The organism is Oceanicoccus sagamiensis (assembly GCF_002117105.1).
In the GTDB taxonomy this organism is placed as follows: Bacteria; Pseudomonadota; Gammaproteobacteria; order Pseudomonadales; family Dasaniaceae; genus Oceanicoccus; species Oceanicoccus sagamiensis.
The window spans coordinates 1,523,133-1,540,969 of the sequence record NZ_CP019343.1; the positions used below are offsets into that span (position 1 = coordinate 1,523,133).

The 17,837-nt window shown below is 43.7% G+C and carries 14 protein-coding genes and 1 pseudogene; 5 read left to right on the forward strand and 10 right to left on the reverse strand.

Translation table 11 applies throughout. The features are described from left to right. Position 1: 1 nt before the first annotated feature. From BST96_RS06855 to BST96_RS06900, 10 genes are all read right to left on the reverse strand, one after another. Positions 2-1,126, reverse strand: a complete 1,125-nt coding sequence (locus tag BST96_RS06855) for a glycosyltransferase (RefSeq protein ID WP_085757981.1) — start codon at positions 1,124-1,126, stop codon at positions 2-4. Positions 1,127-1,128: 2 nt separating this feature from the next. Then, positions 1,129-1,953 (reverse strand): glycosyltransferase, encoded by an 825-nt coding sequence (locus tag BST96_RS06860; RefSeq protein WP_085757982.1) that lies wholly within the window; start codon positions 1,951-1,953, stop codon positions 1,129-1,131. A 10-nt stretch (positions 1,954-1,963) separates the two neighbouring features. After that, positions 1,964-2,920 (reverse strand): glycosyltransferase family 2 protein, encoded by a 957-nt coding sequence (locus tag BST96_RS06865; protein ID WP_085757983.1) that lies wholly within the window; start codon positions 2,918-2,920, stop codon positions 1,964-1,966. Positions 2,921-3,147: 227 nt separating this feature from the next. Beyond that, on the reverse strand, positions 3,148-5,658 hold the full coding sequence (locus BST96_RS06870) for a sulfatase-like hydrolase/transferase (protein ID WP_169713939.1): 2,511 nt from the start codon (positions 5,656-5,658) through the stop codon (positions 3,148-3,150). Positions 5,659-5,928: 270 nt separating this feature from the next. Continuing rightward, the gene (locus BST96_RS06875; RefSeq protein ID WP_085757985.1) at positions 5,929-7,104 is read right to left on the reverse strand and encodes a CDP-glycerol glycerophosphotransferase family protein; all 1,176 of its coding nucleotides are present in this window, start codon (positions 7,102-7,104) and stop codon (positions 5,929-5,931) included. Between the two features lie 13 nt (positions 7,105-7,117). Further along, positions 7,118-8,251, reverse strand: coding sequence for a phosphonoacetaldehyde reductase (locus BST96_RS06880; protein WP_085757986.1), 1,134 nt, complete (start codon positions 8,249-8,251; stop codon positions 7,118-7,120). Between the two features lie 14 nt (positions 8,252-8,265). Further along, positions 8,266-9,393, reverse strand: a complete 1,128-nt coding sequence (aepY, locus tag BST96_RS06885) for a phosphonopyruvate decarboxylase (protein WP_085757987.1) — start codon at positions 9,391-9,393, stop codon at positions 8,266-8,268. Positions 9,394-9,397: 4 nt separating this feature from the next. Beyond that, positions 9,398-10,696, reverse strand: a complete 1,299-nt coding sequence (gene aepX / locus BST96_RS06890) for a phosphoenolpyruvate mutase (protein ID WP_085757988.1) — start codon at positions 10,694-10,696, stop codon at positions 9,398-9,400. A gap of 60 nt (positions 10,697-10,756) precedes the next feature. Then, positions 10,757-10,981 carry a hypothetical protein gene (locus BST96_RS06895; RefSeq protein WP_085757989.1) on the reverse strand — a complete coding sequence of 75 codons (225 nt, stop codon included), beginning with the start codon at positions 10,979-10,981 and terminating at the stop codon, positions 10,757-10,759. A 180-nt stretch (positions 10,982-11,161) separates the two neighbouring features. Beyond that, on the reverse strand, positions 11,162-12,322 hold the full coding sequence (locus BST96_RS06900; RefSeq protein ID WP_169713940.1) for a YidC/Oxa1 family membrane protein insertase: 1,161 nt from the start codon (positions 12,320-12,322) through the stop codon (positions 11,162-11,164). Between the two features lie 595 nt (positions 12,323-12,917). Here BST96_RS06900 and BST96_RS06905 point away from each other — a divergent pair. From BST96_RS06905 to BST96_RS06930, 5 genes and pseudogenes are all read left to right on the forward strand, one after another. Then, on the forward strand, positions 12,918-13,736 hold the full coding sequence (locus tag BST96_RS06905; protein ID WP_085757991.1) for a sulfotransferase family protein: 819 nt from the start codon (positions 12,918-12,920) through the stop codon (positions 13,734-13,736). A gap of 8 nt (positions 13,737-13,744) precedes the next feature. Next, on the forward strand, positions 13,745-14,701 hold the full coding sequence (locus BST96_RS06910) for a glycosyltransferase family 2 protein (protein ID WP_085757992.1): 957 nt from the start codon (positions 13,745-13,747) through the stop codon (positions 14,699-14,701). A 3-nt stretch (positions 14,702-14,704) separates the two neighbouring features. Continuing rightward, positions 14,705-15,694: a GDP-mannose 4,6-dehydratase gene (locus BST96_RS06915; protein ID WP_085757993.1), complete on the forward strand. Its 990-nt coding sequence runs from the start codon at positions 14,705-14,707 to the stop codon at positions 15,692-15,694. Positions 15,695-15,696: 2 nt separating this feature from the next. Continuing rightward, positions 15,697-16,778: pseudogene (locus BST96_RS06925) on the forward strand (DegT/DnrJ/EryC1/StrS family aminotransferase). Next, a complete protein-coding gene (locus tag BST96_RS06930) occupies positions 16,775-17,722 on the forward strand; it encodes a class I SAM-dependent methyltransferase (RefSeq protein ID WP_157117888.1) in 948 nt (315 codons plus the stop codon). Before BST96_RS06925 ends, BST96_RS06930 begins: the two are co-directional and overlap by 4 nt. Positions 17,723-17,837 lie beyond the last annotated feature (115 nt).

Below are 17,837 nucleotides of genomic sequence, written 5' to 3' on the forward strand. Positions count from 1 at the left end.
ACTACGAAGCCTGTGTCTCAGCCACAACGTCTTGATATAACTTTAGATACTGCTCGCCAATAATTTGGCCGGTAAAATACTCCCGGTAACGGTTGCGGGCATTCTCGCCCATAGCATCCGCTTCTTCGGGGTTGTTATACAGAAAGTCCATCGCTTCACGTAGCTCTTTAACCGACCCCGGTGAGGTGACCAAACCCGTCTCTCCATCAATATTGACATGGCTGGTACCCGTACCCACCTCGGTTGAAATCAGCGGCTTGCCCATCATCGCACCTTCTACCAGCGTCATCCCAAAAGCTTCAGAACGCAAATAGGAGGGGAACACAACACCCTTGGATAGCTTAAGCAAGGCGACCTTTTCCTGATCCGTGATATATCCGGGGAAGACAACATTCTCCAAATCCAATTGCGCCGCCTGCTCTTTTAGCTCCTCTTCAACCGGCCCGGAACCCGCGATCACCGCTTGATAATTAGCCCCCTTTAAAGCATCTAATAAGACATGCAAGCCTTTGTAGTAACGAAAGACCCCAACAAACAAAAAGAAGTTTTCACCATAGCGTTGCCGCACAGTATCTATGGTGGCTTCATCGACCTCTGGATAAGAGCCCTGGTTGATACCTAATGGGATAACATCGACTTTTTCAGAATGCTCCCCCAGTACCGGGCTGGAGGCAAAGTAATTACGGGAGGTCGCCACAATCCTTGCTGCATTACCTAAAAAATGATTCATCAACGGCTGATACAGCTTACCTAACGCTTTCTGCCTAACGATATCGGAATGGTAGGTGACGATATAGGGCTTGTTACCCCCCGCTACCAATTCCAACATATCCGCAAAAGGCCAGGGGAAGTGGTAATGAACCACATCGCACCAATCCAGTAGCTCTTTATACAGCGGTAAAATAGAGAACCCCATATCGCAGGATTTAATACTCAAATGTAGCGGCGATCGATAAACCGTCGCCTCAGGGCGCTCAACCGTAGAGATGCCGGCTTTGCGCTTTAAGGTCAACACCCTGTTCTCAATGCCGAGAGGCCCGGTACTCAAGCAGATTTGGCGAATCGCTTCTTCCAGGCCGCCCTGGCTATCGGGAAAATAGGTACGGTAAAAATGTAATATCTTCATACTCACCAAAGCCGCCAGCCATAGCGCTGGAAAAACTTCACCGCTGAAACAATAAAGAACAGATGGTGCTGTAGTGTTTTACGGCCTACATCACCTCCTGCATGGCTTATTTTTACTGAGGGCACATAGGCAAGCTTGCCTAATTGCCGTGCCCGAATGGACAAATCATAGTCCTCAAAATATAAGAAAAACGATTCATCAAAACCCCCTAATTGCTTTAACAAGTCGGTAGGGAGAAAGAGAAAGCAGCCTCCTGCCAGCTCAATAGAAGTGTCTGCGGCATCTTGCAGATGGGGGCATTCATAGCGGGCCAGACGTTTGGCAAAGAAGCGATTTAAGGAAGGCCGGCCGACATAACGCAGTGCTAATGTGAAACAGTCAGGGTAAACCTTGATAACATGGCAGCTCTTTCTATGGTGAACCACCTTCGGCGATAACATCACCACATTGCTATGTTGCTGAAGATACTCTAAAGCCCGCCATAGCGCGTCTGGCTCCATCGCAACATCAGGGTTAATAATAAGATGGTAGTCTGACGCCAACTGATCAATCATCAAATTATTCCCACCGCTATAACCCAAATTGGCCGGGGCTTTAATCAAGGTCAACTCAAAGGAGCCGGTCTCACCAAAAGCTGAGCACAGAAGCTCCAGGTCCTTGAAATAAACCTCATCATCGCTGTTATCGACAATATAGTAGTGGACGGCATAGCCGGTTTTTTGGTGCAGTTGAGCGGCGGCCACTTCCATGGAGACGAGTAGGATCCTGAGTAGTTCTAACTCTGAGAAGTAGGTGACTGTTGTGGCTGAGATAGCACGTTCTGTCATTGGCTTATCTTTACCGAAAAATGCGATAGTTATATAAGGTCAATAGTCGCCATAGGCTGATTCGCCTCATTTTCTGTATACTTTTACGCTGGGCCCAGACCCTCGGCAGGTCTTTGAAGGCATCTCTCTTTGCCCTCAAGTAGACGCGCCATTGCCCTCGGACTACAAACACTGGTAACAGCGTTAAAGTCATTATCAAATGAAAGGGCAGCATAAACAATAATAATATTAGCGGCGTATTCTTAAACAAGGTCCAAACCAGGTTGCGGTGACCATGATAAACCGCAAAACCCGGGTATTTATTGCTAATCGCCGAGCCTATATGCTCGACAACCGCTCCAGGGATATACATACATTGCTTACCGGCCAACTGCAGGCGATAACCAAGGTCAATATCCTCTACATAGCAGAAGAAGCTCTCGTCAAAACCCCCAACCTCTTCAAAGACTTTACGGCGATAAACAGCAGCACCGGCACAGGGAGAGAAGACACCATGTTCAACCATTTGTTTGGCTTGCAAAACCTTCCCATATTGGTTTCGCCACACCAGACCAGAGATATGATAGCTATCACCAGCGCCATCCAAAACATTGGATGCTTTCATCATCCGGCAGGCAAAACTATCAAATAAGGGGTACTTTTGAGCAGAGGAAAGTAATGCAGCAAGACACCCCTCCTGAACAAAGGCATCAGGGTTGAGGGTCATCACCAAATCTACATTCTGGAGGTGGCTGAGAGCAATATTGTTAGCTGCCGCGAAACCCATGTTTTCATCGACAGCAACAATATACACATTGTCATACTCGGGCAGCAGCGCAAGTGATCCGTCTTCGCTTGCATTATCAACAATAATGACTTTATCCGGAACAGGGTTTTGCCGTAATAGCCGCTCAACACACTCAGCCAGCAGCTCACCACTATTATAATTAACAATGATGACCCCAAAAGCCAATATTTCATTATTCAATTTACTGTTAACCTATTTGACGAACTGTGCCCACACTACTACTGAAATATTGGCCAAAAAACCGCGCTATCATCAAGCCACAAGCCACCCCAAAAACCGTGATCATAATACCGCAGATGACGTCTAAAATCGCCCATGAATTCAAAGCGCCCCATGCAGAGACCTAATGGACGCTTTGCTATGGTGGAATCACTAGCATTTATTGATTGAAATTCTAATAAGTAGAATCAATAGAAACCTTGCTGCATCACACCAAATTCGTCCACATCTGGAAGTTCTTTATCCGATAATTTTTGCTCTATATCCAAACTTATATTGTTAAACTTATGCAATGATAACGGGCCGTATTTACCTTCTTTTGATACCCATAGGATTTCAAACTCTTTTCCTGCCACTAAATGCGAAGGGATACTAAACCCATAACCAGCATACCGTAAACCATCTTTTTTATAATGCTTGGCTAAACCGCTTCTCTCCCCATCAACCTGTGAGCCAAAAAACAGTTTCTTGCCGACTCTGTAAAGTACATAATCCGCAGTCTCACCACTGACAATATCTGCAGCCCAGCCCCAGACTACAAGGGAACCCTTTTCTTCATCATAGGAGACATGATCTACTCGGCCATCCAGCATCTCTCTAGACTCCCTTAATACGCTGCCATCTTTCAAAAAAATTGATCGCTGAACTCTGGCCGCCTCTTCTGTAGTTCGACTATCAAAGACCATTTGCAACGGACTTTTCTCATTGATAATTTCGAGTACTTTTAGTGTGTTATTTCCATCGATAAAGCAGTTCTCCTGGGTCAAAAAACTGAAATTGGCCACCTCACCAAGCTTTAGTTTTACACGAGAAACTGCACACACAATATCATTAACCGCCAGGGCAAGAAAAAGCCTTCGATCTTGTTCCACTAAAACCTGGCCTTCAATTTTAGCAGGAATAAAATCGGAGCTTTTATCAACACGGTTAAAATCAGGTAAATTTGAAATGACTACTTTACCGGTTAAATCGCTGTCCTTTTCTGAGCCGGTCAACTTTTTCCCTATCACATCAAACCTATCGCCAACTTTAAATATGTTGCCAATATCGCCTTCACCAAATAGAGCTATTTTTTTCTTTAATGGCAAGCTATCCACAAATGGAAACATATTATTTTCAGCTTTAGCTTTTAACGGTCTAAGCAATGAGACGCCCTGCACATCAAAAGGAATCTCTTTACCAACAACATCAGCAATAGTGGGCAAAATATCTAATGTGCTGGCCTCGCGATATGATATTTCACCTTTGTTGCTATGGGGGTACTTTATTATCAAAGGTACTGACAGGAAATTTTCTTTAGCAACGGGAGAGTTCAAACTTTCATAAACTTTGCGTGATAAGCGGCGATATCCCCCTGGACTAAAGCCGACACCGTGATCACTCGTCAATATAATCAAGGAATTCTCATATAGGCCTTCTTCCTTCAGCGTACTGACGATTTCTCCAAAGAGTGTATCGACAAAGACCGTCTGCAATAGATGTTGTTGGTAACCTTGTGTTACTTGCCAGCTATCACCAGTCCACTTTTCATTAATCAAGCCCTCAATTTTGAATTTTTTTGTATGCTGCTTGCCTGAAGGTAATAAAACCCATGGGTAATGAGGCAGCAATAAGTGGGAATAAAAGAACGGCGTTGCTACGCCCTTTCGCGATCGCACTTTTTCAATAAAATCGCCATGTTTGTTGAGACGCTGACCTATTACGTCTCTGCCATCCAAGGTCATAAAAGCACCAAAATCGTTTAGTTGGTGATTGATCGATGGCAGCTTGGCTTTTATTCTCTCAGGCAGAACCAGGTGCAAATAGGTCAAGCCAAAATCAAAAGCCACGCCCTTGATCTTTCTGTTAAATGGCACAAGATCATCTTGGCAGTCACTCTCAGGGCACAACTGAGTCCCCGTCTCACTCACATACAACTCAAAATCCGCAGACAATAAAGTAAATAGATTGTCGGGGTAGTTAGCAATATTCGGCAAAGTCAGTTCATGTTTTAGGGTGCTTGATAACAGCGCCGGAACCGACTCCGTTGTATGCACTCCAGCCGATTGCGCATTGATATACCAAACACCATCTTTAGCAAAACGCCCAATATTGGGATAACGGACCTTGTCCAGCCTCCCTTTACCGTCTAATAAACTAATCAGGGAAAGTTCATCGAGAACGATGAGTACAACCGGGGGGTGATTTGACGGCCCCTTTAACTCGCTGACAACAGATTTGGCATCATTAGTAGACTTAAAGAAATCGCCCATATAAAGACTGACAAAGAACATCGCCGGAAACAATATGGATAAAAGCCCTGCATAGGTTAAAAATTGCTTGAAAACCGTTTTTTTCACATAGAAAAAAACAGTAATAGCAGAAAAAGCAAGGCAACATAAAATCTTTAATTCAAGCGCCAATACATCTGCATTTGGTAAGGAAACAAGAAAAATCAAGCACGAAAAAACAAACACTAAAACGAACTCTATAAAACCGCCAAAGCCTTTATTCAACTTTTTAGTTAAGCATAATAGAGCCACAAAAAACGCAGGGACAATAAAATATGAAACAAAAACAAGCGCAAAAATTTCATAACCCGACAAACGCCACGCCACAAAGAACTCAATACTTCTAGAGAAAACATCCAATAGCGGCTGCCATATAGAAAAGCCAATCAGGGCAGCAAACATCCAATAGTCATTAAATAGGCTTTTCATATGTTTTATTTTGCAAACTGTAAACATTATTTATGTGTCGATTAGCCAATCGCCAAATCATTTGTTATTGATCAAAGTTAAAGGACGGGCGTTTTGTAATATAAATAAAGCCTTCAAAAACTAACGATGTAATAGCCTGAAATTATGGATTAATTTTCAAAAGTAAAAAACGAAAAATATCAATCACTGAAAAGCAGCCTGTAGAGTTAAGGCCCTGCCCATAAGCTGAATACTACTTACTAAAACATCATTAAAATAGTAGACTGGCCACTACGATTTTAGTGTTGATGCGATTCTCATTATTTCATCAACCGCGCCATCAATTGACCCCCCCAAATTAAAAACGCTTTCTTCTCGGGCCGCTCTTATTTGATGGGTAAATTTGGAGGTGTCTTTATAAATATCTTCTATGACAGCAGGCAATGCCCCCAATGAATCTGGAGAGACCACTCTCCCTACTTTATTTCTAATCGACACCTCAATAGGAGTGTGAGGGATACGATCAGCTTCAGGGTTGTTGCACTTTTTAGGCAAATCGATAAATACTACCGGCCGCTCACAGGCAAATGCATATTCCATTGCTACGCCAGACCAATCACTGATCATTACATGGCTTTCATACAGTGTTTTATTATCACGAACATCAATTTGTAATGAAAAATTTTCATTTTCACTAAAGCGTGTGTTTATAGCTTCTATTAATTGAGGGCGATGTTTTGTTGTCATTGGGTGAGGGCGAACAATAGTGTTATATCCGGCCTCTAATAGCACCTCGACTATCTCCTCACCACACCGCTCTAATATCGCATTGTCGCCCCATGATGGCGCAACAATCACTGTTTTTTTCCCGTTGTCTATTGAGTCTTGCGTTAAGCTGCGGTGCCGCTGTACGTCAGCAATGATTGCTTCCAGGCGTCGATATCCATCCGAGTAAAGGTTTTTCTTTTTTAGGCCATATTCTGTCTCGGTCGCTCTTATTTCATCGATCTGAAATGACCCAGTGCAAAAAATAGTATCAAAATTATCAAAAGCCGCTTTGCGATAATTAGAGTGCGTACTTACCATGGCATGAAATAAGTAGAGGTAATGTACCTGGAAAATTTGGGAACGTTTTATATGAAAATTTTCGAGGTCCGGCATAGTCATAACCAAAAGACCCGCTTTTAGTGTTCTAAATACTGTCGTCCTTACAAGCCCCTCTCCAATATAAAAAACTTGCATACCCGGCAACGGACGGCTTAAAAGGGGATCGTCAGGCGCAGAGGTCAAATAGCATACCTCTTGTTTGTAACGGCTAAATAAGCCATTGATAATTTCTTCAAAGTGTACAAATGAATGTATATCTTCTGAGTAAAAAACTATTTCTCGATTAGCTTGACTCAAGGCATTAAAAGCCTTTTGGCCTCGTCGTGCAGCTAAAAAATTTTTAACTCTTTCAAATGGCATGACAGAATCCAGCCTATGGCACAGTGCCCAGTAATTCTAGAAGCTGGGCCTCACTGAATTTTACAGGGTGGTTTTTTAAACGCTCCAGATTAACTGAGGCCACTATTGACCCCAATTCAGGAGACTCGGAGACCTTAGTATTGCCCAGTTTTAAATCAAGTCCACAATTTTTCATTAACTCGTACCAGAAGCGCTTAGCCTCAGCAGGCGATGTTACACCTAGCAAGTTAAACAGCTCTGTCATTCTTAACTGGAATTCCTCTGAAGTAAGGTGGCCGTTTATTTCTAGGGCTTTTTCCGGGGCATGGTATGCAAAAAAAGCACCCAAGGTTAAAGCCGCCGCGTGACCATGAGGAACCCCATACAAGCTTGTAATTGTATATGAAAGGGCATGAGGGGCCGTTGTCTTACTAATATTAATCGCCTTACCAGCAAGGTGCGCAGCATATAAAACCTTCTCCCTTGATAATTGCTTAGGCGCATTAACCGATATAGGTAAATGGGTTAAAAGCAATGAAATGGCCTCAGCCGCATAGGCCCTACTCTCAGTCGTGGAACCTACAGCCCAATAGGACTCAACCGCTTGGCAAAGCGCATCAAAACCTGTGGAAGCAGTAATATAAGGGGGGAGGTTCTCCGAGTATGTAGAGTCGAGAATAACCGCTATTGGCAATAAAGATTGAGCCGCTAAGGAGTATTTTTTTCCATCAACATATATAACGGCAAAATGTGTTGCTTCACTGCCTGTACCAGCAGTTGTCGGTACAGCAATCGAAGGCAGAGGATCAACTTCGAGCCTGGATTCTCCTGTGGCAAGCTGTAATTCCTGCCCTGGCGATGGGTAAAACGCCGCGATACACTTTGCAACGTCAATTGCACTTCCTCCACCCACTGCAATGATCAGATCAACGCCCTCTCCTCGAGCAAGCTCTACACCTGACATTACCTCTTCAAATTTTGGATTGGGGGAAAATTCGTTGTAATAGAAACAGTCATAGCCTGCCAGCACAGCATCAAACGCTTGCTGTGCACCACAGTTTTGATAGGAGGATTTACCAGTGACTAAAAGCAGCTTTTTTACATTTAAACTGCTCAAGTATTCTGAGAGTAACTGGGTCGCTCCTCGACCGATCAACTCTTTCTGCATTTAACCGCCCCGTATCAGGATTGAACAAAACTCATAAATGCTTGCTTATTCTGCTTTGGCGTAGTGGTAGGGCGACCGAGGTCACTGCGATTACCTTTATTAACTTTAATCTCTAAAACAGAAGGCCCAGGAGCATCAAAGAAAGATTTTAAATCTGCGGTCAGGGTATCTGAACTATCACAGGTGTTGACCTGACGATAGCCACAAGCTTCAGCAATTTTTGGCAGGTCAATATCAAAGGCCACTGTAGGCTGCCCACCGACTGAATCATGGGCACCATTGTTAATAATAATATGCTTAAAATTTTTCATGTTGGCCATGCCATTGATCGCCATAGAACCCAGGTGCATCAAAGCAGCCCCGTCACCATCAATACACACAATCTGCCGATCTTCCTTTTGACTAGCAATACCAAGCGCTATCTGAGAAGCATGCCCCATACCACCTACTGTCAAAAAGTCTTGTTCATGACTTTGCCCCAAGGCAACTCTGCACTCAAACAACTCTCTTGAGGCCATGCCTGTTGTAGCAACCACAATATCACTCGCGCCCAATTGATCAACAATCGCTTTTATTGCATCTTCACGATTCCAGCCAAAATCTTGCGCTAAACCAGCCTGCATTTTATAGCTATCAAAGCTACCCTTTCTAACCACTAAGAAATGGGCACTACCCAGCTCTTTAGCCGACGCAGTCGCGGCCGAGACCACGGCATCTATATCAGGTTCAGTCCCATCAATAACTGTATAAGGTAACTGCATCGACTCAAGCATATCCAGAGTAATTCGACCCTGCTTGACGTGCTGAGGCTCATCTTTCACACCAGGCTCACCACGCCATCCCACCATCAATAGCATCGGGATACTATAAACCTCAGCATCCACTAAAGATGTCAACGGGTTAATGGTATTCCCCAGACCAGAGTTTTGAAGATAAACCAGAGGGATCTGCCCAGTAGCCAAATGGTAGCCCACTGCCAAACCAACAGCAGCGCCCTCATTAGCGGCAATAACATGGTTTGATGCTTCAGTATTATCGGTTACATAGGCACAAAATGTCTTAAGTAATGAATCAGGCACACCTGTAAAATACCCAACACCGGATTGCGTCAGCGCAGCAAAAAAATCAGCAGGATTAATCATACTGTTATCTGGTCCCTGGTATTAAATCTAAAATTCCCTTGATTGGCATACACTTATCGGCACACTCCAAAGACCGTCCATGCTCTAGTATTGAGTGAGCAACGTCATTCATCGCTGGATACGCCGCTCGCAACATGTGGTTAGCGTAAATCACTACATTCACACCTGCATCAGCAAGTTCAGTATCTGTAATACTATTGTAGCTGGAAGGCACGGCAACTAGTGGTACCTGAGTTTCAAGTGCGCGATATATAGCGCAAAACTCCAGAATTTCAGCTGGGCTTTTTTCACGACTATGAATCATAATGCCGTCCGCGCCTGCAGCAATATATGCTTTAGCCCGTTCAACCGCATCATCCATACCCCGCTCAAGAATCAGGCTCTCTATCCGGGCTATCACCATAAAGTCATCTGTGATCTGGGCATTTTTACCGACGGCTATTTTATGACAAAATTCTTCAATGCTAGCCTGTTGCTGCTCAACGTCATTACCAAAAAGCGAATTCTTCTTCAGACCCACCTTATCTTCAATAATGACCGCCGAAACTCCAACGCGCTCCAGGCTTTTAACAGTAAAAGCAAAGTGTTCAGGAATACCACCGGTATCAGCATCATAGATAAGAGGCTTTGTAGTTACTTCAAAAGTATCATTGATATTCTGCAGCCTGGAGGTTAAATCCAGAGCTTCGATATCAGGTTTTCCCTTGGCGGTTGAATCCGTCAAGCTGCTTGACCACATCGCATCAAACTCGCGCTTCACGCCCTCAACATCAGCATTCGCGTGCTCAATTATCAAGCCACAAAGGGGTGTATGAGCTTCCAAAACACGCACAATAGGCTTGGCATCAATTAATCGACGCAGGCGCTTCAGACGAATATCCGGTGTCGTACCAACTTCTTTTAAACCTTCATGCAACTGGGTAGATGAGATACCTTCAGTATAGGTAACCTCAACCAAATCACCGCCCCACTCAGCCAACGTATCAATCACTTGCTGACGGGTTTTGGCTTGTACACCGGACTTCCAGTCATCACCATGCACAACGATGTCAGGCTTGTAGGCCTGAAGGTTGGGGCGGTAGTCAAGCGTCTCCTGAGGGACAACACTACTTACACCCTTAATATTTTCTACAACCCCCTTTCGCTGCTCATAAGAAAGAAAGGGCAAGCGCTTGTAACTTGCAATAGCCTGATCGGTCAGAACCCCTACTGTCACCTCTCCTAGTTTTTGAGCTTCATTTATAATATTTATATGGCCTGGGTGGATTAAATCGGCGCTCATTCCTACGTAAACTTTTTTCATGGAACTCCATTAACGGTAAAAGAAACAGGGTAATATAACTAAAGATTGAAAATTTGGACGTTAACTTTCATCGGCCTGAGTTGGCTCTTCAGGGCTAGAAGGCTTCTTAACAAAAAAGGATTTTATTTTATACCAATAGGTTTTAATGGTGAGCGTTAAGGCAACAAACGCACCAATAATGGCAGACATAATCGCACTGCCCGAACCCGGATCAATATAGGCCATTGCCTGAGGGGCCCAAGTAAACAGCAGCGACAAGATGATAAAGCCGGGTAATTTAATCATGTGATTTTCCAAGTCAATTAGATATACCAAACAGGTCAAAAATTGACCACTCATATACTAAATTGGCAGCATATTAACAGATAACCACATTTAATTAAACGTCATTGTCGTTAATTAGATTTCAGCTTTAGGCAACGCTGTGCCAAGCCATTCACTACTAAAGCACAACCCTGCTACAGATTAAATTTTAATGACCCTCTGCTGAAAAATTTGCAGGATATTGACCGAAGTCCAATACAGAACCATAGCCGCCGGGAACGGGTAAAACAGGATAAAAAACGCAATACCCATCAAGTACAGGTTACGCTTTTGCCGTTTTACTTCCTGCTCCGTAGCGAGACGGTCCTGAAATAGTATGGTTGCCAGCACAGTGACAGCGGTCATTAAAACAGGCAGCAAACTGATCGAGTCGCCCAGCATGGGAATCAAAAGGGGCAATGTGCCAACGGAGTCAGGATAGGCCAGATCTGAGATCCATAAAAACGGCTCACCTACAAATTGCGGCATTTCTCCGAGAGCATTAAATACAGCAATTAAAATTGGAATTTGGACCAGCGTCGCCATCATCGGCGTCAGTGCATAGAAGGGCGTAACATTGAGGCTCTTATGGGCTTCCATAAGCCGATTGTGCGCCTCTTCACCATCATAGTTGGCCTTAATCTCGGCCAGCTTGGGAGCAAGTTGTGCCTGTATATGACTAACCTTTCTTTGAGCCTTGACCGTAAGTATGGCCACCGGCAATAGCAGTATCTTCATAAGCACAGCAAAGACCAGGATTGCCAGACCCCAGCTATCCACCATGTTTTTTTGTATGAAAACCAATGCGGCTTCGGCCGTTTTAGCCAATACAGAAAATACTGACCACAGGTGGACATAACGCAACTGCCCTAACTCTGGCGACAACTGTTCAAGCTCTTGTCTGGGCAAAGCCTTGACCAACACCGAGTCGCTCTTTACCCCTGTCGAGAGATCCATTACCGGCTGCGATTGACTGGGGGTAACCACAACCCCTTCACCACGGACTGCCAGTGCATTGAACCTGCCAATAGCTACAAACCAGTGGTTAGCCGGTAGAGACAGCTCTTGATCCAAGGGTAACTTTTCAACATGCTGCGCATCAGTTAGGTAGTAATCAATATTGTTATAGTATGACGCAAGGCCATAAAAAATACGGGGCTCCCTGATTGCCTCGAAGTCGGCAGCCGTTATGGCTCTCTCAATGGGGCGACTATTCGAGTCAGCACCCTGAGCAATGGCTGGCAGACTACAGAATATAAGCATCATTGAAATAGCCGTAAAAAATGCCGAGCAATGCCGAAAAATAGATATCTGTTTGGCCATTATTGAGCTGCCGTCCTTATTTGTATAAAAAATCATAAAACTTTGTGGTTAGGGCACGCTTTGGCCACTCACACCTGTACCTAAAAAATGCCTCTGAGTAGACCAAATAATCACTTCAGCCATGGCTCAAAATACTTTAAACCCTCCACTAAGCACTCCCGCACTGATACTGGTAAAGGACCTAAAACCCCGGCCACAAATAAATGATTGTGATGGCAATCCTCTTGGGTCCCTACTGGCTACAAAACAACCTAAACCCCTCAAACATCCACATCGTAAACTAGTTAGGTCTCCACATACTGGCTATTATAACGCCAACCGAGGCCATGAATAGTCCTGGATAAGCGTTAGGCAGCCCGCATGTTAAAAATGAACCGCTGACCGTGATAGTATCCACAAATCAAAACAGACAATTTACAACCGAGCTTAAACAGGAAACCACCCTTCGACCATTGAACGAAGCTGTCAGATTGCTAAAAAAGCGGCCAATCAATGAAGTATATCGCAAAGGTATGGCTAAGCCGGCATAAAACTTTCGCCCTAAGTATCTACTATACTGCAGGTGCTGGATATAGTGTTGAAGCTTGCCACCTGAATGATGTACCATCGTCTTTTGATTTTATGGGGCTGGGTTAAACCTTCTATCTATAAACCTTCTTATATTTCTATCAAGAGCCCAGCAATAATGGAACTAATCTGCGGGATGCATCGATGCGGAACATCTCTAGTAGCCAGACTGCTAAAAGAATCAGGCGGAAAGTTCGGAGACGAAGCTGGATTTTACGCCCCTGATAATTGGAACCCGGATGGATATTTTGAACAGCGTGAAATTATTGCCGTTAACCGCAACATTCAAAATGGGATGTTAGGCCGCTTTCACTACTTTTTTCTTCCATCTAGCACCACGATACTGAACCGGGGGCAAAAGAATCATACAGAGTTAGTCTCGCTTATTAAGGAATATAAGGACGCAATGGTCAAGGAGAATCGGTTTTGTTTAACCCTGCCAGCCTGGATTGAAGCGGGGCTTTCAGTTAAGAAATTATTAATTGTTTTCCGGCACCCTAAAGACGTTGCGAAATCGCTATATAGCCGAAATAAGATCCCGTCAAAGCTTGCCTACCACCTTTATCACGAGCATTTTTTAAGACTGGAAGCAGCTAGCAAACATATACCCAAGACCTATCTGTGGTACGATGCACTCATTAGCCAGCCTCAATTTATGGAGCAGGAGGTCAATAAGCTATCCAGTTTTTCCGGCTTGCCTCGTGAAACTATCCATCTTGCAGCTTCAAACGCTATTAACCTAAGAGACCAGCCACCACTCCCTTTATTAGGCAGCCTGCCACCAAAAATGGCGGCGTTATATAGTGATATGATACAACTTAGTAAATCCAGTCCACAGGGTAATTAACAACAATTATGGCTACGCTTTCAATAATAGTACCGGTATACAATGGTGCGAACAGTATCTCTCAACTAGTCCACAATTGTTTAGATGAGCTACTACCCAAACACCCTTCTATCGAAATTGTTCTGGTTAATGATGGCAGCGCCGACAACTCCCATGCAGTCATTCTTGATTTGCTAAAAACTGACCAAGGGAAATTTGTACGTTACATCCAGCTTTCGAAAAATTTTGGTGAGCACAATGCGGTAATGTGCGGCCTAAATCATTGCAGTGGCGAAGTTGCTGTTATAATCGACGATGACTTTCAGAACCCTCCGCAAGAAATCTCAAAGATGGTAGAAAAGCTGGAAACTGGCTATGACGTTGTCTACAGCTACTATGAAAAAAAGCAGCATTCATGGTTCAGGAACCTGGGGAGTAAGTTTAATAATACAATCGCGACCACCCTACTCAATAAACCTTCTGAGTTGTATTTATCCAGTTTTAAATGTCTGAACAGGTTTACAATTGATGCCATTAAAGACTATGACGGCCCCTACCCTTATGTCGATGGTTTGATCTTGCGCTGTACTCGCTCTATTGGAACCCAATTATGTGACCATCATGCGAGAACGGACGGTGAGTCCAATTATACCCTTAGAAAGCTAATCTCCCTGTGGCTCAATATGTTTACCAGCTTTTCCGTGGTGCCTCTGAGGTTAGCTTCATATCTGGGAATGTTTATGGCAACTACCGGGCTTTGCCTGGCTCTATGGTTTATTTATAGCTGGTATGCCGGTGGTGATTTAGACTCTAACATTCCAAAAGGCTGGGCATCTCTTATAGTTAGTGTCACTGTCTTCTCCGGAATACAGTTATTAGTTTTGGGCGTGGTTGGCGAGTATGTCGGAAGAATATTCTTGACTCAGAATCGTCAGCCACAATTTATAGTACGAACCGTATACGAAAATTCTTCTAAGGAATCATAGCACATGAGTAACATGATAGACTTTTCAAACAAGCGTGTGCTTATTATAGGCGGGCTGGGCTTTATTGGGAGTAACCTCGCAAAACGTCTGGTTGAACTTGGTTCACACGTAAAAATTGTAGATTCTATGCTAAGTCAATACGGCGGCAACTTAGCTAATATAGCCGGCTTTGAGGATTCAATAGAGGTAAACTTTTCTGATATTCGTGATGCTCATAGCCTTGCCTATTTAGTGAGAGATATAGACATCATTTATAGTATGGCCGGACAAACAAGCCATATAGAAAGTATGCGAGACCCCTATACCGACCTTGAAATAAATTGCACCAGTCAACTTACAATTTTAGAGTGCTGTCGCAAGTTCAACCCGGAAGTTGAAATCATTTACGCAAGCACAAGACAGCTCTATGGTCGCCCGCAATACCTGCCCGTCGACGAGAAGCATCCTATTGCCCCTGTCGATGTCAACGGCATTAATAAATATGCAGGCGAGATGTACTATCAGCTCTACCATCAAGTCTATGGCATGAAATGCACTTCTCTACGCTTAACAAACACCTATGGCCCAAGGCAGCATTTAAAAGATGACAAACAAGGTTTTGTAGGAATCTTTGTACGCTTGGCGCTACAAGGCCAACCCATCACCATTTTTGGTGACGGCAAACAGCGACGAGACTTTAATTATGTCGATGATGTAGTTGAGGCGTTTTTGGTTAGCACCGGGAATAAGAACCTATGGGGCAATGCTTACAATCTGGGGCATACAGATAAGCACTCCCTAACAGAATTTGTTGAGCTTTTATCCAAGCATGCTGACTTTGAGAGTGACCAAATACCTTTTCCTGATGATCGCAAGGCAATTGATATTGGTGACTACTACGCTGACTTTAGTTTGTTTCAGTCTATTACGGGGTGGGCACCTAAAACCTCGCTAGAAGAAGGCCTGGAAAAAACGATAGCTTATTTCTCAAAATGTGGAGAGAGTTACTTTTAACGATGATTAACCTTTTCGATTATCAGCGGGCACTACCCGCACTGGAAAGCGACTTATTCGATGCTTTCAAAAAAGTCCTGCATTCAGGCTCTCTAATACAAGGCCCTGAGACTGAAGCTTTTGAAAAAGAATTTGCCGCATGGTGCGGGGCTTCATACTGTGTTGCTGTGACATCTGGAACCGCAGCACTGTATCTGGCTCTGAAAGCCGGGGTGCAGGGCCAGGAAAAGAAGTCATCACAGTATCCAATACTTGCCCGCCAACAATTTCGGCCATTTTGATGACAGGAGCTCAGCCCGTCTTTGTAGAGGTCGACCCCGAAAGCCTGATGATGGATACTAAAGCCGTCCCGGCATTAATCAATAAAAACACGGCGGCTATACTCCCTGTCCACTTATGGGGTAACAGTGTTGATTTAGATGCATTAGCCTCAATTTCAGATACCTACTCCGTACCGATTATAGAAGACTGCGCACAAGCTGTTGGCAGCCACTACCGCAGTACACAAGTTGGAACTTTTGGTAGCATGGGTTGTTTTTCCTTTTACCCAACAAAAAATCTTGGTGCTTACGGAGACGCCGGGGCAGTCATCACAAATGATGCGAACCTGGCCAAGCAATTGAAAATGCTCCGTATGTATGGCTATGACAATAGCCCAATTTCCGTTATAGAAGGTAGCAACGCAAGAGTTAGTGAGATGCAGGCGGCCTTTCTGCGTATACGCCTTAAACACCTGGACTCTGATTTATCTAAGCGCCGCAATAATGCCGCTTTATTCGATAGCAAAATCCCCGGCACCTTGACACCGGCCATCACGAAAAACGCCCGGCATAGCTATCATCAATATGTTATCAGAACACCAGAGATAGATAGCATAAAAGAACTACTCGATAACGCAGATATTGCATGGGGTATTCATTATGCAACCCCAACTCACCAAATGCCTGCGTTTGAAGCCTTTGCTAAAAAACTACCTGTGACAGAAACGGCATCCTCAGAAATTATATCAATACCCGTACATGAACACTTAACAGAAACAGAGCTGGAAAAAATCAGCACTATACTAGAGAAAATAACACTGTGAGCACATCCAAATCGCCAAACTCTATAGATATCCCTGAAAATTATTATGATCAGCATGATGACACCAGCCGCTGTTTATTATGTGAAAGCCCAACATATAAATTACACTTCAAAGTTAAACATTTTGGCTTTCCATTTAGTTTTTATCGCTGTGAAGGCTGTAAGATAATAAAGCAATCACCCATGCCAAATCAGCAATTTTTTGAGTGGTTTTTTAATTCTGATTTATTTTTCAGTGCTAAGGGCTCCTCAAGTGATGAAATATGGGGGTTTTACGACTATTTCAAAGATGAGAAAAGCCGCCTAATAACGTCGGCCAGACGATACAAAAAACTAGCCAAGCTATTAGACTGGGGCTCGCCAAAGTCAATAATGAAAATTGGGCCCTCGACGGGGACATTCCTCCATGCGGCCAATCAAGCTGGACACACCGTTAGGGGCTGCGATGTTTCCAACAATTTCGCTCAGTATGCATTAGATAACTATGATATTACTATCGACCAGGGCCGATTCGAAAAAATGAACTACGCCCCGGAACAATATGACGCACTGCTATTGTTAAATGTGGTAGAGAACGTGCCTAACCTAAATGAATTTTTTGAGGCTATACAACAATCTATAAAAATTGGCGGCCACTTTATTGTCAATCATGTTGAAATGAAAAATAACATGATTGAGCGCTTTCAAAAAGACAAGTACTTTATCTACCGTCCGCCAATATGTTATGCCTTTGAAGGTGACACTCTAGACAAATTAATGGCTAAACATGGATTTCAATTCAAAACCAAAATCCGCGATGTACGCTACTTGCACTTGGAAAAAATCACTACACTACTTAGATGGAAGTGGGCATTAAAGCTAAGCAAGCTGTTAGGTATTTCTCGACTTCACTTTCCAATCTGGGCATATCCGTCATGGATTTCGGTGTACACTCGAGTTGAGTGATATTTCCTATGGAAATCTTACCTGTGTGAAATACTGTTAAATACTTAAATTAATTTATAGATGCGTGAGTTACAGGTCAAATAATACGAATTGAGACAAGGCCTTATAGCGCCAA